Source organism: Methylopila turkensis, from assembly GCF_027922325.1.
Taxonomy (GTDB): Bacteria; Pseudomonadota; Alphaproteobacteria; order Rhizobiales; family Methylopilaceae; genus Methylopila; species Methylopila turkensis.
The window spans coordinates 109,641-131,392 of the sequence record NZ_BSFL01000002.1 but is presented as its reverse complement, the minus strand read 5'-3'; the positions used below and the strand labels follow the sequence as shown (position 1 = coordinate 131,392).

Below are 21,752 nucleotides of genomic sequence, written 5' to 3'. Positions count from 1 at the left end.
CGGCGAACCGGGCCACGCGCGGCCGGTTGCCGTCGCGGCCGCCGGCCGCTACCTGTGCGCATCAGCCCGCCGAGACGCCGCAAGAGCCATGACCGATCCCGCCGACGACGCTCCGCTCAAGCTCCTCGCCCTCGACGACGAGGATCTCGCCGTGCTGTCGGCGCATCTGCAGGACTTCGTGCTCAAGGTCGGCGACATCGTCTATCTGCCGCGCGAGCGGCGGCTCGCCTTCGTCGGCAACCGCATCGACCGGCGCGCGCCCGGCGAGGTGCGCCGCCGGCGGACCGCCGCGCATTTCGACCGCGTCACCGCGGTGCGCGCGCGCGGCGTCGACCGTTCGCGGCCCGACGCGGTGCTGAACCTGCTCGCGATCGGCTTCACGGCTTCGGACGAGCCTTCGGGCGTGATCGAGTTCGTTTTCTCGGGCGGCGCCAGCCTCCAGCTCGACGTCGAATGCGTCGAAGGCCAGGCCGCCGATCTCGGTCCGGTCTGGGCGGCCTCGGCTGAGCCCGCCCACGACAGCGAGGCCTGACGCCATGGCGATCCGACTTTCCACGCGCGACGCCGACTTCGCCGAACGCTTCGACGCGCTGTTGGCGGCCAAGCGCGAGGTGGCGGAAGACGTCGACGCCGCCGTCGCCGCCATTCTCGAGGACGTCCGCGTCCGCGGCGACGCCGCGCTGGTGGATCATTCCCGGCGCTTCGACCGGATCGACCTCGAAACGACCGGCATCCGCGTCACGGCGGAGGAGATCGACGCCGCCGAAGGCGACTGCGATCCCGAGACGCTGCAGGCGCTCGCCTTCGCGCGCGACCGCATCGAGGCGCATCACCGTCGCCAGATGCCGGCGAACGAGACCTATCACGACCCGATCGGCGTGCAGCTCGGGCATCGCTGGACCGCGGTCGACAGCGTCGGCCTTTATGTTCCCGGCGGCACCGCGGCCTATCCGTCCTCGGTGCTGATGAACGCCGCCCCGGCCAAGGTGGCGGGCGTCGGACGCGTCGCCATGGTGGTGCCGTCGCCGGACGGGAAGCTGTCGCCGCTGGTGCTCGCCGCGGCGAAGCTCGCGGGCGTCGACGAGGTTTTCCGCATCGGCGGCGCGCAGGCGATCGGCGCGCTCGCCTACGGCACCGCCACGGTCCGCCCGGTCGCGAAGATCGTCGGCCCCGGCAACGCCTTCGTCGCCGCCGCCAAGCGGCGGGTGTTCGGGACCGTCGGCATCGACATGATCGCGGGGCCGTCCGAGGTTTTGGTGATCGCCGACCACACCGGCAATCCCGACTGGATCGCGGCCGACCTGCTGGCCCAGGCCGAGCATGACGTCGCGGCGCAGTCGCTGCTGATCACCAGCGACCCGAGCCTCGCCGACGCGGTCGAGGCCGCGGTCGAGCGCCAGCTCGCCCTTTTGCCCCGGCGCGAGATCGCGAGCGCGAGCTGGCGCGACTTCGGCGCGATCATCGTCGTCGACGACATCGCGGACGCTCCCGCGCTTGCCGACCGCATCGCGGCCGAGCATCTCGAGATCATCGCCGAGGACGCCGACGGCCTCAGCGAGCAGGTGCGCCACGCCGGCGCGATCTTCCTCGGGCCGCACACCCCCGAGGCGATCGGCGACTATGTCGGCGGGTCCAACCACGTGCTGCCGACCGCGCGCACCGCGCGCTTCGCCTCCGGTCTCGGGGTGCTTGATTTCCTGAAGCGGACGTCGATCCTGCGCTGCGGCCCGGAACAGCTCCGGGCGCTGGGCGCGGCGGCCATGCGGCTCGGCGAGGCCGAAGGCCTGCACGGCCACGCGCGCTCGGTCGCGATCCGTATGAACTAGGACCGAAAGCGGCGATGACCGACCCGGCCCCCGACGCCAACCGCAAGCTCGTTTCGGTGACGCTCGACGAGGCGTCGATCGGCCGGGCGGCGCCGGAGATCGAGCACGAGCGGCAGGTCGCGATCTACGATCTCGTCACCGACAACGTGTTCGCGCCGGCAGGGGCCGACAACGGGCCTTTCACGTTGCGGATCGGCCTGATCGACCGCAAGCTCGCGCTCAACGTGGGAACGGCGGGCGGCGACGACGTGGTGACGCATTTTCTCTCGCTGACGCCGTTCCTCAAAATCCTCAAGGATTACTTCCTGGTCTGCGAGAGCTACTACGCCGCGATCCGCACCTCGAGCCCGAGCCAGATCGAGGCGATCGACATGGGACGGCGCGGGCTGCACGACGAGGGCGCGCAGGTGCTGGTCGAGCGGCTCGCCGGCAAGATCGAGACCGACCACAACACCGCCCGGCGCCTGTTCACGCTGATCGCCGCCCTCAGCTGGAAGGGTTGACGTTTCGTGGCCGACGGAGGGCCTGAAGCGGGGCGCCCCCAGTCGGTGCTCTTCATGTGCGGGCAGAACGTCATCCGCTCGGTGATGGCGGAGGTGTTGGCCAAGCATTACTTCGGCCGCTCGCTCTACGTCGCCTCCGCCGGCGTCCGCCCGGGCGACAACGACCCCTTCGTCGAGGCGGCGCTCGACGAGCTCGGCCTGACGATCGGCAAGCACCGGCCGCATTCGCTCGAAGACCTCGAAGACCTGAACTTCGATCTGATCGTGACGCTCGCGCCGGAGGCGCACCACGCCGCGCTCGACCTCACCGCGCGCTACCCCGTCGAGGTCGAATACTGGCCCACCATGGATCCGACGCTCGCCGCCGGCGGATCGCGCGAGCAGACCCTGAACGCCTATCGCGCGCTGCGCGACACGCTGGTCGACCGCGTCCGCGACCGTTTCCGCTACGCCGCCAAGGCGCGGGTGTGAGGCGGGGCCCGCTTCACGGGCTTGCGTCTGCCGAGTTGTGGAACCATCTGGATTCCGGTATCACCCCGTCTCCCTATCGTATTCACTGCGACCGACCACCGCATCGTGCGGCGCTTCGGCCGTACGCACCGCCGAGAGCACATGTCGAAAGAAGAGCTGCTCGAATTCCCCGGAACCGTGATCGAGCTCCTGCCGAACGCGACCTTCCGGGTGAAGCTCGAGAACGATCACGAGATCATCGCCCACACCGCCGGCCGCATGCGCAAGAACCGCATCCGCGTGCTGGCGGGCGACAAGATCCTGGTCGAGATGACCCCTTACGACCTGACCAAGGGTCGCATCACGTACCGCTTCAAGTGAGCGGAGCGGGCCGGGACGTTCCGACGCCGGCCCCCGCCCCGTTGAACCCGCAAGCCCGGTGACGGATCGCGTGAAACTCGTCCTCGCCTCCGCGAGCCCGCGCCGCCTCGCGCTCCTCGAGCAGATCGGCGTCGAGCCGGCGGCTCTGCTGCCGACCACGGTCGACGAGACGCCGGAGCGCAACGAGCGCCCGCGGACGCTGGCCTTGCGGCTCGCCGAGGCCAAGACCCGCGCCGGCGCCGTCATGGCCGCGCAGGACCCGGAACTCGCCAACGCGCTGGTGCTGGGCGCCGACACGGTCGTCGCCGTCGGGCGCCGCATCCTGCCGAAGGCGGAGACGGAGGAGGAGGCGGCGGACTGCCTGCGCCTGCTGTCGGGCCGAGCCCACCGTGTCCAGACCGCGATCTGCCTGACGACGCGCAAGGGCGGCCTGCGCAGCCGCCTGGTCGAGACGCGGGTCCGCTTCCGTCGTCTGTCGGAGAGGGAGATCGAGGCCTACCTCGCCTCCGGCGAATGGCGCGGCAAGGCGGGCGGCTACGCGATCCAGGGGCTCGCCGGAGCGTTCGTGGCCAAGCTGACCGGCTCCTACGGCGCGGTCGTCGGTCTGCCGCTGTGCGAGACCGCGAACCTGCTCGCGGGCGAGGGCTATCCGCTGCACCGCGGATGGACGGGGCGGGCATGACCGCGGCCCCCGAAGCGCCGCGGCGGCCGGCGGCGCGGCCGTGCCCGATCTGCAGCAAGATGTCGCTCGCCGAGTTCCACCCGTTCTGCTCGAAGCGCTGCGCCGACATCGACCTGTCGCGCTGGCTGAAGGGCGTCTACGCCGTGCCGGCGGTCGAAACCGACGACGACGCGCTTCCGCCTGCGGACGACGCCGAAGGCCGCTGATGCGCCCGGACGTTGCGTTCCAGCGGCGGTCGTCTAGTTAGGCCGCCGCGGAGCCTCGTCCGCGCATGCCCGCTGGCGGTCCCCCGTGCCTCACGACGTCGTATCCCTCGCCGCCATCGCCGTGTTCGTCGCGACCTACGCGGTCGTCGCCTTCGGGGCCGCGCCGCCGCTCAGGATCGACCGGGCGGGCGCCGCGCTCGTCGGCGGCGCGCTGATGTTCGGCCTCGGCGCGCTCAGCCATGACGAGGTGTTCGCGGCGATCGACTACGACACGATCATCCTGCTCCTCGGCATGATGATCGTCGCCGCCAATCTCCAGCTTTCGGGCTTCTTCGAGCTCGCGATCCGCGCCGTGGTCGCCCGCGTGCGGCGGCCGCTGACGCTGCTCGCCGCGGTGGTCGCGGCTTCGGGCGTGCTGTCGGCCTTCCTCGTCAACGACACCATCTGCGTGGTGCTGACGCCGCTCGTCGTGACGCTGGCGCTCAGGCTCGGCCGGGACCCGGTCCCTTACGCGATCGCGATCGCCGTCTCCTCGAACATCGGCAGCGTGGCGACCATCACGGGCAATCCGCAGAACATGATCATCGGGTCGCTGTCGGGCGCGCGTTATCTCGACTTCGCGGCCGCGCTTGCGCCGGTGGCCGCAGTCGGGCTCGCGCTCGCCTTCGCGGCGGTCGCGCTGTCGTTCCGTCGCGAGTTCTTCGCCGGCGTCCGGTTCCCCGCGCCGGCGGGCGACGCGGCGCCGGCGCGCGTCAACCGGCCGTTGGCCGCGAAGACGGCGCTCGTCACCGTCGCGATGATCGCGGCCTTCTTCGCAGGCGCGCCGGTCGCGACCGCGGCGATTCTCGCCGGCGCAGCCCTGCTGCTGACGCGCCGGGTGAAGCCCGCGCGCGTCTGGGCCGAGATCGACTGGCCTCTGCTCGTGATGTTCGCCGGACTGTTCGTCGTCACCGCCGGGCTGAAGAAGGTGGCGGTCACGCCCGAGCTCGTCGCCTGGGTCGCGGGCCTCGGCCTCGACCATGTGGCGACCCTCAGCCTCGTCACCGCCGCGCTCTCGAACGTCGTCAGCAACGTGCCGGCCGTGCTGGTGCTGGAGCCGTTCGTCGCGCCGCTCGCCGACCCCCAGCGGGCCTGGCTCGTCGTCGCCATGGCCTCGACGCTCGCCGGCAACTTCACGCTGGTGGGCTCGGTCGCGAATCTCATCGTCGCCGAGCGCGCGCGCAAGCTCGGGGTGGAGCTGTCGTTCTGGACTTATCTCCGGGTCGGCGCGCCGCTGACCGTCGCGACCGTCGCGGTCGGAATCCTGCTGCTGTGAAGACCGCGCGCGGGACGTCTGGACAGCCCGCGGGCGACCCCCTATAAGGCGGCTCGCTCGCACGCCGAACCGGCGCGCCAGCCCCGCCCGGGTAGCTCAGTTGGTAGAGCAGCGGACTGAAAATCCGCGTGTCGGTGGTTCGAATCCGCCCCCGGGCACCATTCCCGCACACTCCGATCCGAGACCAAACGCGGACCGCCGACGGCGGGCCGCATCTTGTGTTTGCGGCGCGGTTTCAGGCCCTGTCAGCTCAGCTTGCCCGCCGGTCTGCCGACGGCCTGCGAGACGTTCAGATTGTCGGCGAGGTCGCGCAGAGCGAGGATGAGATCCTCGAGCTGTTTCGGCGTCGCGACGAGCTGAACCGCGTCGCTTCGCTGCATCGTCGGGTCGAGCGCGAACTCCAGCCGGATCATGCCGGCCATGCCGTCGACCATGGCGGCGGTCTCGTAGCCGACGATGGGGTTGATCGCCAATCCGCCGCCGGGGTGCTTCTTCCAGTCGTTCAGGGCCAAGCTCTCGTCCTTCGTTCCAGGCGTGGGCGCTACCGATCGCAGCGTTCGACCACGTGCTTGTACATGCGGTCGCTTACGATGACGCGCAGCTTTTCGCCATCTGGCTGCACCGCGATCGTGTAGGTCGCGGGCTTGCCGCCCTTTCTCGCGAAGCAGGTGATCTCGCTCCGGACCTGTTTGCGCTTCTTCCCCCAGCCGTTGATCGTGCATTCCTGGTCGCGGAACTTCACGGCGCCCTGGAAGAACACGATGGTCGCCAGCTTGTTGTCGATCTCCTGGGCCGGGGAAGGCGCGCAGGTGGGCGACCAGGTGCCCTGTACCGGGTCCTCCGCCCGCGCTTGGCCCGCGACGAGGGCGAGCGCGACGGCCCCAAGCGCGCAGAGCGTGAATTTCGCCATGGGTCCTGTCCGATGCCGTTCCGAAGCGTCGCCCCCGCGGGCTCAGGGTCGCACCGCAGGTCGCGGCTGTCGAGCGGCGGGCGGCGAGGCGGCCGGCCTGCGGACGTCGCCTATATTTCTACAAAAACGATTGTTTAAAGGCCGAATTTCCTCCCTATTGTGAGCCCGTTTCCCGCCGATCTGGCGTAGGGTGGCGTCGCCGCGCGTCCGGCTGGTCCGGCGGGCGGTTTCGCCATGGGATTTCGGATCTGGACGAGGACATTCGCGTGAGCAGACTTCCGCTTCGCACCATCGAGGACGCGCCTGAGGCGGCGAAGCCCTTGCTTGAGAAGGCCGAGAAGGCCAACGGCTTCCTGCCGAACCTGCTGCGCGTTCTGGCCAACGCGCCGACCGCGCTCGAGGCCTATCTCACGGTCGGGGGCATCAACGGCCGGGCGTCGCTCAGCCTCGCCGAGCGGGAGGTCGTGCAGATCACCGCGGCGGCGACCCACGGCTGCGGCTTCTGCGTCGCTGGCCACACCAAGGTCGCGCTCGCCAAGGCCGGGATCGAGGAGCCCAAGGTCGAGGCGCTGCGCGCGCTTGACGGCACGGGCGATCCCAAACTGGACGCCGTCCAGGCCTTCACCAACGCGGTCATCGCGACCCGCGGCAAGGTGGCGGACGCCGACCTCGCGGCGTTCAAGGACGCGGGCTACGATGACCAGGCCGCGCTTGAGGTCGTGCTCGGCGTCAGCCTCGCGACGCTGTGCAACTTCGCCAACAATCTCGGCCAGCCGCCGCTCAACCCGCAGCTCGAAGCCTTCCGCTGGGACGGCGCGAAAGCGCGCGCCGCCGAGTGAGCGACAGCCATGACGCTTGATCGCGATCTCTCCGGCTGGCTCGACGGCGCGGCGCCGGCGCTCGACGCCGGGGCCGCCGAGCCCGCGGAGCTGCTGCGCCGGCTCAGCCGATCCGGGCTGTTCCGGATCGGCGCGGCGCGAGACGCCGGCGGCGCCGGGGGCGCGCTCTCCAGCGCCGTCGAGGCGCTCGCGCAGGTGTCGGAGCTGTCACTCGCCGCGGGCTTCGTGACCTGGGGCCATCGGACCTACATCGAGTATCTGCTGCAGAGCCCGAACGGCGCTCTCCGCGAGCGGCTGCTCGACGGCCTGTTCGTCGGAGAGGTCGCGGGCGCGACCGGGCTGTCGAACGCGATGAAGTTCCTCGCCGGGCTCGAAGAGCTTCAGATCGTCGCCGAACCGGAGGGCGACGGCTTCCGTCTCAGCGGAAAGCTGCCGTGGGTCACCAACCTGCAGCAGGGCAGCTATGTGGTCGCAGCCGCCGTCGAGCGACGGGACGGAAAGCCGTTCGTCGCCTCGATCGCGCATGATCTCGCCGGCGTCGAGCGCTCTCCCGATCTCGACCTGATGGGCATGCGCGCGACCGCGACGGCGGCGATCCGGCTGTCCGACGTGTCCATCGCGCGGGACGACGTCATCGCGCCGGACGCGCAGGCGTGGCTGCCGGCGGTGCGGCCGGCCTTCCTGGGGCTGCAGTGCGGCATGTCGATCGGCCTCGCCCGCCGGACGCTCGCCGAGGCGCGCGCCGCCGCGGGCGCCGGCCGCCACGTGCTGCAGCCGGAGATCGACGCCGTCGGCGAACGGCTGGCCGCGGCGACCCGCGCGCTTTACGACGGCCTCGACGACGGTTCGTTCAAGGGGCGGCCGGCCGAGCTGTTCCGGCTGCGCATCGCGCTCTGCGACGCCGCCACCGCCGCGGCCCTGCTGGAGCTGCAGGCCAACGGCGGCAAATGTTACCTGACCGAGCCCGGCGCGGGCTTCGCGCGGCGCTGGCGGGAGGCGGCCTTCCTGCCGGTGATCACGCCGAGCCTCGTGCAGCTCAAGGCGGCGCTCGCGGCGCAGCGCGACGCGGGCCGCGCGGCGTGAGCGGGGCGGGGGCCGCGCTCGAGGCCCGCGGGGTCTCGATCCGCTATCCCGGCGCGCCGGCCCCGGTGCTCGCTGATCTGGAGCTCGCGGTCGCGCCGGGCGAGATCGTCGCGGTGCTCGGCCAGAGCGGCGTCGGCAAGTCGAGCCTGCTGCGGGTGCTGGGCGGCCTGCAGAAGCCGAGTTCGGGACGCGTGCTCGCGGGCGGCGCGGATCTCGCCGCTCCGCATCCGCGCGTCGCGGTCGCGTTTCAGGACCCGGCGCTGCTGCCGTGGCTGACGCTTGAGGGCAATGTCGCCTTCGGGCTTGATTTCCGCCGGCAGCCGAAGCGCTCCGCCGCCGAGCGGCGGGCGCTGGTGGACGCTGCGATCGCCGAGGTCGGGCTGGAGGCGGCGCGCCGGCTCCATCTCGCAGCGCTGTCCGGCGGCATGGCGCAGCGCGCGGCGCTCGCGCGCTGCCTCGCCCGCGAGCCGGACGTGCTGCTGCTCGACGAGCCCTTCGGCGCGCTCGACGAGGTCACCCGCGCGGCGATGCAGGCGCTGCTGCTCAAGGTGGTCGCGCGCCGGCGCGCCGCGGCGCTGCTGATCACCCACGACGTCGACGAGGCGCTCAACGTCGCCGACCGCGTGGTGCTGCTCGGGGGCGCTCCTGCGCGCGTCGTCGGGGTCTGGCGGGTCGATCTGCCCCATCCCCGCGACGGGGCGATCGCCGAGACCGGAGCGCTTCGCATCGAAATCCTCACCGCCCTGCGTTCGGCCGTGCGCCGACACTGACGGATCAGTCCCATGCCCACCGACGATTTCATCTTCTCCCGCCGCGACGCCGTCCGGCTGGCCGCATTGTTCACGGCTGCGGGCGCCGCCCCGCTGCTGCGCGCGGCCGCGGCGCGCGCGCAAAGCCCCGACGAGCCCGTGAGGATCGGATACCTTCCGATCACCGACGCGACCCCGCTGCTGGTCGCGCACGGCAAGGGCTTCTTCGACAAGGAAGGCCTCAAGGCCGAGAAGCCGGTGCTGTTCCGGAGCTGGTCGCAGATCGTCGAGGCCTTCATCTCCGGCCAGGTCAACGTCGTGCATCTGCTGTCGCCGATCACGGTCTGGGCGCGCTTCGGCTCGAAGGCCCCCGCCAAGGTGGTGGCTTGGAACCACACCGGCGGCTCCGGGCTGACCGTCGGCCACGACATCACCGACGTCCGCCAACTCGGCGGCAAGACCGTCGCCGTGCCGTTCTGGTATTCGATCCACAACGTCGTGCTGCAGGCGCTCTTGAAGGAGAACGGCCTGACGCCCGTCACCAAGAAGGGCGGGGAGCTCAAGCCCGACGAGGTTCAGCTCGTCATCATGGCGCCGTCGGACATGGTCCCGGCGCTCGCGGCCAAGCAGATCGCGGGCTACATCGTGGCGGAGCCGTTCAACGCCGCGGCCGAGGCGCTCAACGTCGGCAAGGTGCTGCGCTTCACCGGCGACGTCTGGAAGGACCACGCCTGCTGCGTCGTGTTCATGCAGGAGCGCGACCTGAACGAGCGCCCGGAATGGTCGCAGAAGGTCGTCGACGCCATGGTCAAGGCGCAGCTCTGGACGCGCGAAAACCGCGCCGAGACCGCGGCTCTGCTATCGAAGGACGGCGAGAACAAGTACACCCCGCACGCGAAGGCGGTGCTCCAGAAGGTGCTGGCGCCGGCCGAGGCCGACTACGACGCCTACGTGAAATCCGGCGCGATCAAGCATCCGGACTGGCGCGAGCGGCGCATCGACTTCCAGCCCTATCCGTTCCCGAGCTACACCGAGGAGCTGGTGAAGCGGCTGAAGGAAACCGCGATCGAGGGCGACAACCGCTTCCTCGCGGAGCTCGATCCCGCGGTCGCGGCGCGCGAGCTGGTCGACGACCGCTTCGTGCGCAAGGCGGTCGAGGCCGCGGGCGGGCTGAAGAGCTTCGGCCTCGCCGACGCCTGGACCCGCGAGGAGGTCGTCGTCGCGTGAGCCAAGCGGCGGTCCCGGCCGGGGCGGAGGGCGCAGCGGCGGGCGGGACGGCCGTTCGGCAGCTCCGGGCGCGCTCCTACGGCGCCGTCTACGGAGCGGTCGGGCTCGCGGCGCTGGTCGCGATCTGGTGGGCGGCGATCGAGTTCGGCTCGGCGCCGGGCTCCTTCGCCCGCCTGTTCGCGCCGGCGGCGGCGTTCTCCAGCCTGATCGAGCTCGCCTCCGGCTCCGATCTTTGGACCCACATCGCGCTCAGCCTGAAGCGGATCGCGGTCGGGCTCGGCCTCGCGGTGCTGATCGGCGTGCCGGTCGGGCTCGCGGTCGGGGCCTCGAAGGCGCTCGACGCCGCGACCACGCCCGCCTTCCAGCTGCTGAGGATGATCTCGCCGCTGTCCTGGATGCCGATCGCGGTGATGGCGCTCGGCGTCGGCGACGCGCCGATCTACTTCCTGCTGACCTTCGCCGCGGTGTGGCCGATCCTGCTCAACACCGCCGCCGGCGTCCGCGCGCTCGACCGCAGATGGCTGCTGCTCGCCGAAAGCCTCGCGGCCACGCGCTGGGAAGTCCTGTCGCGCGTGATCGTGCCCGGCGTGACGGGCCATGTGCTGACGGGCGTGCGCCTGTCGATCGGCATTCTGTGGATCGTGCTGGTGCCGTGCGAGATGCTCGGCGTCTCGGCAGGCCTCGGGTATTTCATCCTCGATACCCGCGATCGGCTGGCCTATTCCGAGCTCGCGGCGGTCGTGCTGGTGATCGGGGCGCTCGGCTTCCTGCTCGACGCCGCCGCTCGCGCGGCTCACGCCGCGTGGTCGCCGAAACGCTGACCGCGTCGCGGCGTCAGAAGCCCAGCACGCGGGCGATCTCGTCGGCGGCGAGCGTCGGCGCCAGCGCGCCGGAGGCGACGTCGCGCTCAAGCTCCGGAACCCGCTCCGCAAGCCGGGGATCGTCGGCGAGTCGCTCGCGGAAGCGGGCCTCGACCATGGTCCACATCCAGCGCACCTGCTGGCCCTCGCGCCGCTTCGCAAGCTCCCCAGTCCGGAGGCGAGCGTCGCGACAGGCCTCTACGCGCGCCCAGAGCCCGTCGAGGCCCTCGTCGGCGAGCCCCGAGATGGTCAGCACCTCCGGCGTCCAGGCGCCGCCCTGCGTCGACAGGATCCGCAGCGCGCCGCGATAATCCGCCGCCGCCGATCTGGCGCGCGCCGCGCCGTCGCCGTCCGCCTTGTTGACGGCGATGATGTCGGCGATCTCGATCACGCCCTTCTTGATGCCCTGAAGCTCGTCGCCGGCGCCCGGCAGCATCAGCACCAGGAAGACGTCGGTCATGTCGGCGACCGTGATCTCCGACTGCCCGATGCCGACCGTCTCGACCAGGATCACGTCGAAGCCTGCGGCCTCCGCCAGCATCATGCTCTCGCGCGTCTTCGCCGCGACGCCGCCGAGCGTGCCGGCGGAGGGGGAGGGGCGCACATAGGCGTTGCGGTCCATGGCGAGCCGCTGCATCCGCGTCTTGTCGCCGAGGATCGAGCCGCCGGTGCGAGTGGAGGAGGGGTCGACCGCGAGCACCGCGACCTTGCGGCCGGCCGCGGTGAGACGGCTGCCGAGCGTGTCGATCGTGGTCGACTTGCCGACGCCCGGAACGCCCGTCACGCCGACGCGGATCGCGTGGCCGGTCGCGGGCAGCAGTTCCTGCACCAGCGCGCGCGCGGCCGCCTGATGGTCCGCGCGGCGCGATTCCGAAAAGGTGATCGCCCGCGCGAGGGCGGCCCGGTCTCCGGAACGGATGCGGTCGGCGAAGGTTGCGACGTCGGACGCGTCGCGGGGAAAGGCGTGTGAGCTCAACGGGCCGTTCGGATCTGGATGGGAACGACTGGGACGCTAACAGACCGGCCGGCGCCATGCGACCGGGCCAAAAGTCAGCGACGATTTTCGCCCGTCGCTGCAACTGTCATCACGGCGTCGACGTTTCCGCTGCACAATCGATGATCGAGCAATCAAGCTCGCCAGGGAGTGCGCCATGAACCGCGATCGTTTCGAAGGCTCGGTCAAGCAGCTCAAGGGCAAGCTTCAGCGCGCCTGGGGTCGCATGGTCGGAGATCATGCGCTGGAACTGCGCGGCCGCGCGTCTGAAATCGCGGGCTCGGCGCAGGCGAGCTTCGGCCGCGCCATGGCCGGCGCCCGCGCAAGCTTCGCGCCGCGCCGCCGCATCGGCGCCTGACGCTCAGGATCGCACGGCCTTCCACCGCTCGAAACCGACGCCCGCCGACGGTCCCGAGCGCGAAAACAACGCCATCATGCGACGGGTGTCGTCCGCGCAGGCGGGGCGGGCGAACAGGTAGCCTTGCGCGAAGTGGCAGCCAAGCGTCTGCAGCATGTCGGCCTGCTCAGGCGTCTCAACGCCTTCCGCCACGATCTTCACGTTCAGCTTCAGCGCCAGATCGATCAGCGCCTGCACGATGGCGCGGCTTGGCCGGTCCGTCTCCATCGCGCGCGTGAACGAGCGGTCGATCTTGATGACGTCGACCGGAAGCGTGCGGAGGTGCGAGAGCGAGGCGAACCCGGTGCCGAAGTCGTCGAGCGCGACCCGCACGCCTCGCTCCCTCAGACGGCGCACCATGCGCGGCACATTGGCGTCCGCGCCGTCCAGCAGGACGGTCTCGGTGACTTCGAGCGTCAGGCGGCTCAGCGGCAGCCCATGCCGCGCCGTGGCGGCGCTGAGCCGGGCCTCGAGGTCGCCTTTTCGGAAGTCCGCCATGGAGACGTTCACCGCCACCCGCGAGCAGTCGACCCCGGCGGCGTCCCAGGCGGCGATGTCGCTCGTGACCATGGCGATCATGGCGCTGGTGAGCTGGTAGGCGACCTTCGGGTCGGCCAGGGCAGGCGCGATGTCGGCGGCGGACAGCAGCCGGCCTTTCGGCGTGCGCACGCGGGCCAGCGCCTCGAGGCTCGAGATCTGCGCCGTGGCGAGATCGACGATCGGCTGGTAGTGCGGGACGATCCGCCGCTCGGTTAGCGCGGCGTCGAGGTCGCGGACCATGGTGATGCGCTGGGTGATCGTCGTCCTGAGGCCCGGCTTGAACTTCACATAGCCGCCGCGGTTGTTGTCCTTGGCCTCGAACAGGGCGAAATCCGCGTTCTGGGTCAGCGTCTCCAGATCGGAGCCGTCGACGCCGGACAGCGCTCCGCCGATCGTCACCGCCGGCACGATGGTCTGGGCGTCGACCTCGAACGGAACGTTGATGGCCCGCGCCAGCCGCCGCGCCGCGCCGCGCAGCGCCGCCGCGTTCGGACAATCGTACAGGACGGCCGCGAACTCGTCGCCGCCGCAGCGGAACGCCATTCCCTCGCCGTCGACCGCCGCGGCCAGCCGGCTAGCGGCCGTGCGGATCAGCGCGTCGCCGCGGGCGTGGCCGAGCGTGTCGTTGACGGTCTTCAGACGGTCGAGGTCGAGCAGCAGCAGGCCGAACGGCCGGCCGTCGCGCGCCAGAAGCTCCTCGGCGACGGCGTTCAGCCGGGCCCGGTTCGCAAGCCCGGTCATGAAGTCGGTCTGGGCGGCGCGCTCCAGCAGGTCGGCTTCGCGCCGGCGCTCCGAGACGTCCTGCGCGATGCCGAACAGGCGGCGCGGCGCGCCGTCGACGCACTCCAGGTCGCCGATCACGTAGACCCACTTTTCCTCGCCGGCGGGGGTCCTGATCCGGTACTCGCTGCTGACGGACCGCCGCTCCTCCACGATCCGGCGACGATCGGCGTCAAGGCGCTGGCGATCCTCGGGCGTGAGCAGCAGCAGGATGTCGTCCCAATGCACGTCGCCGCCCCCGGGGAACCCCGTGATGCGGCTCGTCTCCTCGGACAGCTCACCGATGTTCGTGTCGAGGTCGAAGGTCCAGCCGCCGACGTGGGCCAGCCGCTCCGTCTGCTCGAAGCGGCGGGCGCGCAGGGCGAGCTCCCGGGTCTGTTCGTCCAGCGCGCGGTGGGCGTCGGCCGTCTCGCGTCGGCGGCGGCGCTCGTCGATCAGCCGGACGGCGAGCGTCGCGAGGTCGGTCAGCGTGCGGGCCTCCTCGGCGGACAGGAGGCGGGGCTCGACGTCCATCACGCAGACCGCGCCGTAGGCGACGCCGGGGCGTGCGAGGATCGGCGCGCCGGCATAGAAGCGGAAGCCGCGCTCCGCCACGATGGGAAGCCGGGCGAATCGTTCGTCGTGGGCCGCGTCCTCGACCACGAGCAAGTCATCGGCGAGGATCGTCGTGGCGCACAGCGCCTGCTCCCGCGGGCAACTCACCTCGTCAACGCCGCGCCGGGCGTGCAGCCAGGCGTCTTTCTCATCCAGCAGCGACACGAACGCGATGGCGGTTCCGCAGACCCGCTGGGCTATGTCCGCGATGGCGTCGAACGCCTGGTCCGTCGGCGTCCCGACGATATGCGCCGCGCGCAGCGCCGTCAGGCGTTCGGCCTCTCGTTCGGGAACCCGGTTCATGTGCGTCCGATGTCTGGTTGCCGTCCGCACCCTCCGAAGAAACGTCTTGCCCGCGGCTTAACCGGACCGACGAAACTCGAAACTATCGCGCGTCCAGCACGGCTTTCGCGACGAGAAGGGCGTCGCGGTTCTCGCGGATGTCGTGAACGCGGAACACCGTCGCGCCCGCGGCCCAGCCGAGCACCGAGGTCGCCACTGTGCCGTGAACCCGCTCTTCGGGCGCGCGTTGGATGATATGTCCGATCAGGGATTTGCGCGAGGTCCCGAGCAGCACCGGGAAGCCCATGGCGGCGAGCGCGCCGACCTGCTGGATCGCGATCAGGTTCTGCTCGACCGTCTTGCCGAAGCCGACGCCGGGATCGAGGCAGATCGCATGGTCCGGCACGCCGGCCCTGAGCGCGATGTCGATCGAGCGGCCGAGGAAGCGCTTCATGTCCTCGACGATGTCGAGCGTCGGATCGACCTCGGTGCGATGATGCATGACGACGACGGGCGCGCCGCGCTCGGCGGCGACGCGGGCGATGTCGGGATCGCGCTGCAGCCCCCAGACGTCGTTGACGATCGCCGCGCCGGCGTCGAGCGCGGCCTCCGCGACCGCGGCCTTCATCGTGTCGATCGAGATCGGCGCGTCGGTCGTCCGCCGCACGGCGCGGATCGCCGGAACGACGCGGCGGATCTCCTCCTCGGCGTCGACGGGCTGGTAGCCCGGCCGGGTCGATTCTCCGCCGATGTCGATGATGTCCGCGCCGTCCGCCGCCATGCGGGTCGCGTGGGCGACCGCCTGCTCGACCGCGGCGAACCGGCCCCCGTCCGAAAACGAATCCGGCGTCACGTTCAGGATGCCCATGACGCGCGGCCCCCCGGCCCGGTCGAACAGGCGGGCGGCGGCGAAGGGGGCTGTGGAGGTCATGGAGGCTCGCTGTGGCCGTGAAACGACGCTGCGGGGGTCCCCCCCGCAGCGTCGTTTCATAAGGCCAAAGCGCGCCGGTCTGAAGACGCTTGCGTCAGTAGGTCATGACCGGCGGCAGCGACTTCGCCTGCTCGACCCACTTCTCCACTGTCTTTTCCGACGGGGCCAGCCGGACGAGCTTCTTCGTCTCGTTGGCCTCCGCCATCGCCTTGGTGAGGTTCGCGACGTTGCGCGTCTTGAGCTCCTTCACCGTGTCGACGCCTGCGGCCTCGAGCAGTTCCGAATACTCCTCGCCGACGCCGTTGATCCGCATCAGGTCGGCCATGTTCGCGAACTTGAGGATCTTTCGCTCGTCGATCCCGGTCTCGCCCGCCAGCGCCTTGCGGCCTTTCGGGTCCTTGGCCTTCTCGAGCAGGGCCGCCGTGGTGGCGATCCCTGCGGCCTTCAGCTTCTCGGCGAGGGCCGGGCCGACGCCTTCGATGGAGAGGATGGGGTAGGACATGTCTGCGCCTCCCGCGCGAGGTTTCACGTTGCGGAACGCAAGGACCCCGGCGGGCGACGCGGAGCCTGCCTCAAACGCGGGGCGCGTCGCGGCCCCGAGCGTTCAGATGAACGCCTCGAGCCCGGGGATCGCGCCGACGATCCGGCCGGTGGTCTCTTCGCCGACCTTCTCGCGGGCGTGCGCGAGCAGCTCCTTGGTGACGATCTGCACTTCCGACCCGGACAGGCCGACCGCGGTCAACGCGTGATAGGCGGCCATGGCACCGAAGCCTGCGAACCCGGCGTCCTCGTCCTGTTCGGCCTTGGCCTCCGACAGCGCCGCGTCTGCGCCGGGGATCGCCTGGACGAGCTCCTGAACCGCGTCGGACGGCGCCTCCTTGTCGAGAAAAAGGAGGATCGTCTTCACCGCGGAGACGGCCTTGGCCGGCTCGATATGGGCCGCCCCGGAAAGGCGCGTCACGAGTTCGTCCATAGGTTTCATCCCGTCGTTTCGTGGGCCGCATGTTGAGCACTGGGGGGAGGCGAAGACAAGCGGTCCGAACGGCGGACGCGATCTTGGTTCCGCAGGCGCTCCGTGGCAGGTTCGCCCACCCGGCGAACAGGACGGCTGCCATGACCGACACGGAATCGATGCTTCAGGACGGCAAGATCTTCATCGGGACGAGTTTCGACGCCAAGGGCGCTCGGTTGAAGGGCGAGTATCTCGATCTGAAGTTCGGCAACCGGCACGGCCTCGTCACCGGCGCGACCGGCACCGGCAAGACGGTGACGCTGCAGGCGCTGGCCGAGGGCTTCTCGGACGCCGGCGTGCCCGTGTTCGCCTCCGACATCAAGGGCGACCTGTCCGGCATCGCGGCGATCGGTCAGCCAAAGGACTTCCTGCAGAAGCGCGCCGAGGAGATCGGCCTGACGCCCTACGTCAACGACGCGTTCCCGGTCGTGTTCTGGGACCTGTTCGGCGAGCAGGGCCACCCGATCCGCGCCACCGTGTCGGAGATGGGCCCGCTGCTGCTGGCGCGTCTGATGAACCTGAATGACACGCAGGAGGGCGTGCTCAACATCGTCTTCCGCGTCGCCGACGAGCAGGGGTTGCTGCTGCTCGACCTCAAGGACCTGCAGGCGCTGCTCGCCAATGTCGCGGAGAACGCCGCGACCCTGACGACGAAATACGGCAACGTCGCCAAGGCGACCGTCGGCGCGGTGCAGCGTCAGCTTCTGGTGCTGGAGCAACAGGGCGGCGACAAATTCTTTGGCGAGCCTGCGCTGGAGCTCGCCGACCTCATGCGCACGCAGCGCGACGGCCGCGGCGTCGTCAACATCCTCGCCGCCGACAAGCTGATGGCGAGCCCGCGCCTCTACGCGACGTTCCTGCTGTGGCTGCTGTCCGAGCTGTTCGAGACCCTGCCGGAGGTCGGCGACGTCGAGAAGCCGAAGCTGGTGTTCTTCTTCGACGAGGCCCACCTGCTGTTCGACGAGGCACCGAAGGCGCTGATCGAGAAGGTCGAGCAGGTCGTGCGGCTGATCCGCTCGAAGGGCGTCGGCGTCTACTTCGTGACGCAGAACCCGATCGACGTGCCGGAGGAGGTCGCGGGCCAGCTCGGCAACCGCGTGCAGCACGCGCTCCGCGCCTTCACGCCGCGGGAGCAGAAGGCGGTGAAGGCGGCGGCGGAGACGTTCCGTCCGAACCCCGAGCTCAAGACCGCGCAGGTCATCACCGAGCTCGGCGTCGGCGAGGCGCTGGTCTCGACGCTGGAGGCCAAGGGCGTGCCCTCGATCGTGCAGCGGACGCTGATCCGTCCGCCCGCGGCGCGCATCGGGCCGCTGACGCCGGACGAGCGCCGCGCCGCGATCCAGAAGTCGCCGCTCGCGGGCCGCTACGACGAGGTCGTCGATCAGGATTCGGCTTACGAGATGCTCGCCCGCAAGGCGCAGGAGACCGTGGCCGCCGAGCAGGCCTCGGTCGAGGCGGACGCCGGCGGCTTCGGCGGCATCTTCAAGACGATCTTCGGTACGGGCGCGGGCCGGGGGAAGACGCTGTCGCCCACCCAGACCATCGCCCGCGACGTCACCCGGACCGTGGTCAACCAGACCGCCGGCAACATCGCGGCCCAGATCGGCAAGTCGATCGCGGGCTCCGCCGGCTCCGCCATCGGCCGGTCGGTGGTGCGCGGCGTGCTCGGGAGCCTGCTGAAGCGCTGACGTTGATGGGCGCCCGAACGAGCGCTACTTATCTACACTGAAGAGCCATGGAGTGTAGACGGTGGCGTTTCATGTGAGGGATCGCGAAACGGATCGGGTCGTGCGTGAACTCGCCGCGACCAAGGGCGTGACGTTGACCGAGGCCATCCGCGCCGCCTGCGACGAGGCGCTACGGAACGCCCGGCGCGACATGACCAAGGACGAGCGCTATGCCCGCATGCGGGCGATCCGCGAGGAGCTGGCGGGGATGCCGGATACCGGCGTCAAAACTGACAAGGCGTTCTTTGACGCTCTGAACGACGAGTAAGTCTTGTTTGTCGATGCATCGGCGTTGGTCGCGATCCTGGTTTCCGAAAGCGACGGCGACGAGCTGGAGCGCCGGCTGCTTGAGACGTCTTCGACGGCGATCACATCGCCGCTTGCCATATTCGAGACGACTCTCGCCGTGTCGACGCGACGCGCCCTGACCTTCGCTGCGGCGGAAATTCCAGTGCTCGGCTATCTGAAGGCCATCGGCGTCGAAACCATTCCCGTCACCGCCGAGATCGGCCGCCTCGCCGTCGCCGCCCGCGCCCGCTACGGCAAAGGCACGGGCCACCCCGCCCGCCTCAACATGGGCGACTGCTTCGCCTATGCCTGTGCGCAGGCTCACGCCGTTCCGTTGCTCTACAAGGGCGACGATTTCGTCCACACAGATCTCGCCTGATCGCGAAGCCAGTCGCGTCAGCACCCGCTCGTCTGAAGGAATGTTTCAAATGTCCGACCTCGATCGCGCGCTCGCGGCCGCCGACGAAGGGCTCGACAAGAGTCTGGAGCGGCTGTTCGCGCTGCTGAAGATTCCCTCGATCTCGACCGATCCCGCCTACAAGCACGGCTGCCGCGAGGCCGCGGACTGGCTGAAGCGCGATCTTGCGGCGCTCGGCTTCCAGGCCGCCCTGCGGGAGACGCCGGGGCATCCGGTCGTGCTGGCCTCCCAGCCGAAGCCGTCCGCGCCGCACGTGCTGTTCTACGGCCATTACGACGTGCAGCCGGTGGACCCGCTGGAGAAGTGGGCGACGCCGCCGTTCGAGCCGCGGATCGTCACGGCGAAAGACGGCAGGAAGGTCATCGTGGCGCGCGGCGCGAGCGACGACAAAGGCCAGGTCATGACCTTCGTGGAGGCCTGCCGCTGCTGGAAGGCGGCGACCGGCGAACTGCCGGTCGGCGTCACCCTGCTGATCGAGGGCGAGGAGGAATCGGGCTCGTTCAACCTTCCGGGCTTCCTTGAGGAGGCGAAGGACGAGCTCGCCGCCGACGTCGCGCTGGTGTGCGACACCGCGATGTGGGGCGAGGGGCGCCCCGCCATCACCTCGGCGCTCAGGGGCATGGTCTATGAGGAGATCACCGTCCGCGCCGCCGACCGCGACCTGCATTCCGGGCTCTATGGCGGCGCGGCGCGCAACCCGCTCCACGTGGTCGCGAGCATCGTCGCCGCGCTGCACGGGCCGGAAGGCAAGGTGACGCTGCCGGGCTTCTACGACGGCGTGCCCGAGACGCCGGAGGAGGTGCGCGAGCAGTGGCGCGGCCTCGGGCTCGACGCGGACAGCTTCCTCGGGCCGATCGGGCTGGCCATTCCCGCCGGCGAGCCGGACCGGATGGTGATCGAGCAGATCCAGTCCCGCCCGACGTGCGACGTCAACGGCCTGTGGGGCGGCTACACCGGCGCCGGCGCCAAGACCGTGATCCCGTCCGAGGCCCACGCCAAGGTGTCGTTCCGGCTCGTCGGCGATCAGGACCCCGCGCAGGTGCGGCAGGCGTTCCGCGCTTTCGTGCGCGAGCGGCTTCCGGCCGACTGCGCGGTGGAGTTCGAAGGTCACAAAGGCTCGCGCGCGATCCGGCTGCCGTTCGACAGCCCGACGCTCGCCAAGGCGCGGACCGCGCTCGCCGAGGAATGGGGCGCCGAGCCGGTGACGATCGGCTCGGGCGGCTCGATTCCGGTCGTCGGCGACTTCAAACGCCTCTTGGGCCTCGACACGCTTCTCGTGGGCTTCGCGCTCGACGACGACCGCATTCATTCCCCGAACGAGAAGTATGATCTCGAAAGTTTCCGAAAGGGAACGCGCTCCTGGATACGCATCCTTGCGGCGCTGGCGGCCTGAGCGGTTACGCTGCAATGCAGCATGATCCTGTCGGCCGATAGCCGGTCCGAGTCCGAAAAGCCACAATCAGCCCCCTCTGGTTACCGCATGACAGGGTTGTGACCCTAGGCGGGGTGCGGACTCTGAATGATCGTTCATACTGCGACTGCGAACGACACGTATCGGCGCGCCGTGCGGGCCGCCCGATCGGAATCTTCGGAGTCGCGGAATGCTTTCGTTTTGGACACGCGCGGGGCTCGGGCTCGGCGCGATCGCCTTGGCGTTTTCGGCGCCCGCGCGGGCGGATGACCTCCGCGGCGCCCAGTCGCTGGTCGAGGCCGGCGTGTTTCTAGCCCACGCGGAGACCGAGGCGGCCTTCAGCCGTCTCGACGCCGAGCGCAAGGAGAAGGCTCCGGTCACGGAGCTGAAGACCTTCGTCGATCTCGGCGCGGCCTCGTTCGGCCAGGCCGAGCGCGGCGAGCGTCTGGGATATGGCGGCAACGCGTCGCAGTTCCGCGTCGGCGTCGACCGGGAGGTCAGCAACGGGGTCGTCCTCGGCGCGATGACGGCGTCGGGGGTCGGCGAGGTGTCCTCGGGCGATCTCGTCGGCGGCACGCTGTCCCAGCACGTCGACGTCTATGGCCGCGTGCAGAAGGGCTCCGCCTTCGCGAAGCTGCTGTTTGGCGGCTCGGTGATCGGCTTCCGCGCCATCGATCGCGGGCCTGACGAGAGCCGCTCGCGCGGCCGGGCGATCGCCCGCAACGCGCGCGTCGCGGCGCAGGCCGGCGCCACGTTCGACGTCGAGGGCGTCAAGGTCTCGCCCTCGATCGGTGTCGGCCTCTACGCCAACGCCCTGTCCGGCTACAGGGAGCACGGCGGCGCCACGAACTTCAGCTACCGCTCCCGGCTGGCGCAGGCCGCGATCGGGTCGTTCCGGCTCAAGGCGGCGCGCTCGTTCAAGGTCGATCCGACCCACGCCGTGAAGCTCGAAGCCTTCGTCGGCGCGGACGAGATGCTGGCTTTCGACAGCACGCCGCTGCGGGCGTCGACCGCGGCGGGCGCGAGCATCCGGCAGTCGTGGAAAGGCGCGCCGACCGGGCGCGGCGTGGTCGGCGGACTGGGCGTCGGGACGTCGCTCGCCGAGGGCGTGGACCTGAACTTCGGCTACGATTACGGATCCCGCGACGGCTTCGCCACCCACGCCGCCCGCGGCCGGCTCGGCGTGTCGTTCTAGGGCGCGGCGCTCTCCTCCCTTCGGCGATATACTATCTGCCGGGTGTCGCGCGCGGCGCTATGCTGCTCCTTATGCTGCGGCGCATTATGGCGCGTCGCCGGCCGCCGCCGTAGCCTCGGCGCGCGGATCCGGCTTCTTCGCACGCCAAGATG

At 70.4% G+C, this 21,752-nt stretch carries 26 protein-coding genes and 1 tRNA gene; 20 read left to right on the top strand and 7 right to left on the bottom strand.

What is annotated here, in order from left to right:
- Window positions 1-88: 88 nt before the first annotated feature.
- The 9 genes from PKE78_RS07270 (at window position 89) to PKE78_RS07230 (ending at window position 5,524) form a co-directional block, all read left to right on the top strand.
- Window positions 89-532 (top strand): DUF2948 family protein, encoded by a 444-nt coding sequence (locus tag PKE78_RS07270; protein ID WP_271200214.1) that lies wholly within the window; start codon window positions 89-91, stop codon window positions 530-532.
- Between the two features lie 4 nt (window positions 533-536).
- Window positions 537-1,826, top strand: a complete 1,290-nt coding sequence (hisD, locus tag PKE78_RS07265; protein WP_271200213.1) for a histidinol dehydrogenase — start codon at window positions 537-539, stop codon at window positions 1,824-1,826.
- A 14-nt stretch (window positions 1,827-1,840) separates the two neighbouring features.
- Window positions 1,841-2,329 carry a UPF0262 family protein gene (locus tag PKE78_RS07260; protein WP_271200212.1) on the top strand — a complete coding sequence of 163 codons (489 nt, stop codon included), beginning with the start codon at window positions 1,841-1,843 and terminating at the stop codon, window positions 2,327-2,329.
- 54 nt (window positions 2,330-2,383) lie between these two features.
- Complete coding sequence (locus tag PKE78_RS07255) at window positions 2,384-2,800, top strand: arsenate-mycothiol transferase ArsC (RefSeq protein ID WP_271200211.1); 417 nt, start codon at window positions 2,384-2,386, stop codon at window positions 2,798-2,800.
- 141 nt (window positions 2,801-2,941) lie between these two features.
- Window positions 2,942-3,160: a translation initiation factor IF-1 gene (infA, locus tag PKE78_RS07250; RefSeq protein ID WP_128777136.1), complete on the top strand. Its 219-nt coding sequence runs from the start codon at window positions 2,942-2,944 to the stop codon at window positions 3,158-3,160.
- Between the two features lie 58 nt (window positions 3,161-3,218).
- Window positions 3,219-3,842, top strand: a complete 624-nt coding sequence (locus PKE78_RS07245) for a Maf family nucleotide pyrophosphatase (RefSeq protein ID WP_271200210.1) — start codon at window positions 3,219-3,221, stop codon at window positions 3,840-3,842.
- A complete protein-coding gene (gene yacG, locus PKE78_RS07240; protein WP_271200209.1) occupies window positions 3,839-4,048 on the top strand; it encodes a DNA gyrase inhibitor YacG in 210 nt (69 codons plus the stop codon). Before PKE78_RS07245 ends, yacG begins: the two co-directional genes overlap by 4 nt.
- A gap of 85 nt (window positions 4,049-4,133) precedes the next feature.
- Window positions 4,134-5,363, top strand: a complete 1,230-nt coding sequence (locus tag PKE78_RS07235) for an anion transporter (protein WP_271200208.1) — start codon at window positions 4,134-4,136, stop codon at window positions 5,361-5,363.
- 85 nt (window positions 5,364-5,448) lie between these two features.
- Window positions 5,449-5,524 (top strand) — tRNA-Phe (locus PKE78_RS07230).
- Between the two features lie 84 nt (window positions 5,525-5,608).
- On the opposite strand, the gene PKE78_RS07225 is transcribed toward PKE78_RS07230, so the two are convergent.
- Together PKE78_RS07225 and PKE78_RS07220 are read right to left on the bottom strand one after the other, a co-directional pair.
- Window positions 5,609-5,875, bottom strand: coding sequence for a hypothetical protein (locus PKE78_RS07225; RefSeq protein ID WP_271200207.1), 267 nt, complete (start codon window positions 5,873-5,875; stop codon window positions 5,609-5,611).
- A 29-nt stretch (window positions 5,876-5,904) separates the two neighbouring features.
- Entirely contained in the window at window positions 5,905-6,273 is a 369-nt protein-coding gene (locus PKE78_RS07220; RefSeq protein WP_271200206.1) for a hypothetical protein, read from the bottom strand.
- 266 nt (window positions 6,274-6,539) lie between these two features.
- On the opposite strand from PKE78_RS07220, the gene PKE78_RS07215 reads away from it, so the two are divergent.
- The 5 genes from PKE78_RS07215 to PKE78_RS07195 are packed head-to-tail and all read left to right on the top strand — an operon-like array spanning window position 6,540 to window position 10,992.
- Window positions 6,540-7,112: a carboxymuconolactone decarboxylase family protein gene (locus PKE78_RS07215; RefSeq protein WP_271200205.1), complete on the top strand. Its 573-nt coding sequence runs from the start codon at window positions 6,540-6,542 to the stop codon at window positions 7,110-7,112.
- A gap of 9 nt (window positions 7,113-7,121) precedes the next feature.
- On the top strand, window positions 7,122-8,195 hold the full coding sequence (locus tag PKE78_RS07210) for an acyl-CoA dehydrogenase family protein (protein WP_271200204.1): 1,074 nt from the start codon (window positions 7,122-7,124) through the stop codon (window positions 8,193-8,195).
- Window positions 8,192-8,965, top strand: coding sequence for an ABC transporter ATP-binding protein (locus PKE78_RS07205; RefSeq protein ID WP_271200203.1), 774 nt, complete (start codon window positions 8,192-8,194; stop codon window positions 8,963-8,965). Before PKE78_RS07210 ends, PKE78_RS07205 begins: the two co-directional genes overlap by 4 nt.
- A gap of 12 nt (window positions 8,966-8,977) precedes the next feature.
- Window positions 8,978-10,171: an ABC transporter substrate-binding protein gene (locus tag PKE78_RS07200; RefSeq protein ID WP_271200202.1), complete on the top strand. Its 1,194-nt coding sequence runs from the start codon at window positions 8,978-8,980 to the stop codon at window positions 10,169-10,171.
- On the top strand, window positions 10,168-10,992 hold the full coding sequence (locus PKE78_RS07195) for an ABC transporter permease (protein WP_271200201.1): 825 nt from the start codon (window positions 10,168-10,170) through the stop codon (window positions 10,990-10,992). The genes PKE78_RS07200 and PKE78_RS07195 overlap by 4 nt, the downstream gene beginning before the upstream one ends.
- 13 nt (window positions 10,993-11,005) lie before the next feature.
- Here the strand turns inward: PKE78_RS07195 and meaB are convergent, their stop codons facing one another.
- Window positions 11,006-12,007: a methylmalonyl Co-A mutase-associated GTPase MeaB gene (meaB, locus tag PKE78_RS07190; protein WP_271200200.1), complete on the bottom strand. Its 1,002-nt coding sequence runs from the start codon at window positions 12,005-12,007 to the stop codon at window positions 11,006-11,008.
- A 175-nt stretch (window positions 12,008-12,182) separates the two neighbouring features.
- On the opposite strand from meaB, the gene PKE78_RS07185 reads away from it, so the two are divergent.
- On the top strand, window positions 12,183-12,383 hold the full coding sequence (locus tag PKE78_RS07185; RefSeq protein WP_271200199.1) for a CsbD family protein: 201 nt from the start codon (window positions 12,183-12,185) through the stop codon (window positions 12,381-12,383).
- Window positions 12,384-12,386: 3 nt separating this feature from the next.
- On the opposite strand, the gene PKE78_RS07180 is transcribed toward PKE78_RS07185, so the two are convergent.
- The 4 genes from PKE78_RS07180 to PKE78_RS07165 form a co-directional block, all read right to left on the bottom strand.
- The gene (locus PKE78_RS07180) at window positions 12,387-14,639 is read right to left on the bottom strand and encodes a putative bifunctional diguanylate cyclase/phosphodiesterase (protein WP_271200198.1); all 2,253 of its coding nucleotides are present in this window, start codon (window positions 14,637-14,639) and stop codon (window positions 12,387-12,389) included.
- 82 nt (window positions 14,640-14,721) lie between these two features.
- Window positions 14,722-15,549, bottom strand: coding sequence for a dihydropteroate synthase (folP, locus tag PKE78_RS07175; protein ID WP_271200197.1), 828 nt, complete (start codon window positions 15,547-15,549; stop codon window positions 14,722-14,724).
- 94 nt (window positions 15,550-15,643) lie between these two features.
- Window positions 15,644-16,051, bottom strand: a complete 408-nt coding sequence (locus PKE78_RS07170) for a DUF4332 domain-containing protein (protein WP_271200196.1) — start codon at window positions 16,049-16,051, stop codon at window positions 15,644-15,646.
- A gap of 102 nt (window positions 16,052-16,153) precedes the next feature.
- A complete protein-coding gene (locus tag PKE78_RS07165) occupies window positions 16,154-16,522 on the bottom strand; it encodes a hypothetical protein (protein WP_271200195.1) in 369 nt (122 codons plus the stop codon).
- Window positions 16,523-16,662: 140 nt separating this feature from the next.
- On the opposite strand from PKE78_RS07165, the gene PKE78_RS07160 reads away from it, so the two are divergent.
- The 5 genes from PKE78_RS07160 to PKE78_RS07140 all read left to right on the top strand — a co-directional run bounded on the left by PKE78_RS07160 (window position 16,663) and on the right by PKE78_RS07140 (window position 21,600).
- Complete coding sequence (locus tag PKE78_RS07160) at window positions 16,663-18,249, top strand: helicase HerA-like domain-containing protein (protein ID WP_271200194.1); 1,587 nt, start codon at window positions 16,663-16,665, stop codon at window positions 18,247-18,249.
- Window positions 18,250-18,310: 61 nt separating this feature from the next.
- Window positions 18,311-18,556, top strand: a complete 246-nt coding sequence (locus PKE78_RS07155) for a type II toxin-antitoxin system VapB family antitoxin (RefSeq protein WP_271200193.1) — start codon at window positions 18,311-18,313, stop codon at window positions 18,554-18,556.
- 3 nt (window positions 18,557-18,559) lie between these two features.
- Entirely contained in the window at window positions 18,560-18,955 is a 396-nt protein-coding gene (locus tag PKE78_RS07150) for a type II toxin-antitoxin system VapC family toxin (RefSeq protein ID WP_271200192.1), read from the top strand.
- 49 nt (window positions 18,956-19,004) lie between these two features.
- A complete protein-coding gene (locus PKE78_RS07145) occupies window positions 19,005-20,387 on the top strand; it encodes a dipeptidase (protein WP_271200191.1) in 1,383 nt (460 codons plus the stop codon).
- Window positions 20,388-20,595: 208 nt separating this feature from the next.
- Window positions 20,596-21,600: an autotransporter domain-containing protein gene (locus PKE78_RS07140; RefSeq protein WP_271200190.1), complete on the top strand. Its 1,005-nt coding sequence runs from the start codon at window positions 20,596-20,598 to the stop codon at window positions 21,598-21,600.
- Window positions 21,601-21,752: the final 152 nt, after the last annotated feature.

Coding starts and splice junctions, on each gene's coding strand:
- PKE78_RS07270 (WP_271200214.1), top strand. CDS start 89: ATGACCGATCCCGCCGACGACGCTCCGCTCAAGCTCCTCGCCCTCGAC.
- hisD (WP_271200213.1), top strand. CDS start 537: ATGGCGATCCGACTTTCCACGCGCGACGCCGACTTCGCCGAACGCTTC.
- PKE78_RS07260 (WP_271200212.1), top strand. CDS start 1,841: ATGACCGACCCGGCCCCCGACGCCAACCGCAAGCTCGTTTCGGTGACG.
- PKE78_RS07255 (WP_271200211.1), top strand. CDS start 2,384: ATGTGCGGGCAGAACGTCATCCGCTCGGTGATGGCGGAGGTGTTGGCC.
- infA (WP_128777136.1), top strand. CDS start 2,942: ATGTCGAAAGAAGAGCTGCTCGAATTCCCCGGAACCGTGATCGAGCTC.
- yacG (WP_271200209.1), top strand. CDS start 3,839: ATGACCGCGGCCCCCGAAGCGCCGCGGCGGCCGGCGGCGCGGCCGTGC.
- PKE78_RS07220 (WP_271200206.1), bottom strand. CDS start 6,273: ATGGCGAAATTCACGCTCTGCGCGCTTGGGGCCGTCGCGCTCGCCCTC.
- PKE78_RS07210 (WP_271200204.1), top strand. CDS start 7,122: ATGACGCTTGATCGCGATCTCTCCGGCTGGCTCGACGGCGCGGCGCCG.
- PKE78_RS07200 (WP_271200202.1), top strand. CDS start 8,978: ATGCCCACCGACGATTTCATCTTCTCCCGCCGCGACGCCGTCCGGCTG.
- PKE78_RS07185 (WP_271200199.1), top strand. CDS start 12,183: ATGAACCGCGATCGTTTCGAAGGCTCGGTCAAGCAGCTCAAGGGCAAG.
- PKE78_RS07180 (WP_271200198.1), bottom strand. CDS start 14,639: ATGAACCGGGTTCCCGAACGAGAGGCCGAACGCCTGACGGCGCTGCGC.
- folP (WP_271200197.1), bottom strand. CDS start 15,549: ATGACCTCCACAGCCCCCTTCGCCGCCGCCCGCCTGTTCGACCGGGCC.
- PKE78_RS07170 (WP_271200196.1), bottom strand. CDS start 16,051: ATGTCCTACCCCATCCTCTCCATCGAAGGCGTCGGCCCGGCCCTCGCC.
- PKE78_RS07165 (WP_271200195.1), bottom strand. CDS start 16,522: ATGGACGAACTCGTGACGCGCCTTTCCGGGGCGGCCCATATCGAGCCG.
- PKE78_RS07160 (WP_271200194.1), top strand. CDS start 16,663: ATGACCGACACGGAATCGATGCTTCAGGACGGCAAGATCTTCATCGGG.
- PKE78_RS07145 (WP_271200191.1), top strand. CDS start 19,005: ATGTCCGACCTCGATCGCGCGCTCGCGGCCGCCGACGAAGGGCTCGAC.
- PKE78_RS07140 (WP_271200190.1), top strand. CDS start 20,596: ATGCTTTCGTTTTGGACACGCGCGGGGCTCGGGCTCGGCGCGATCGCC.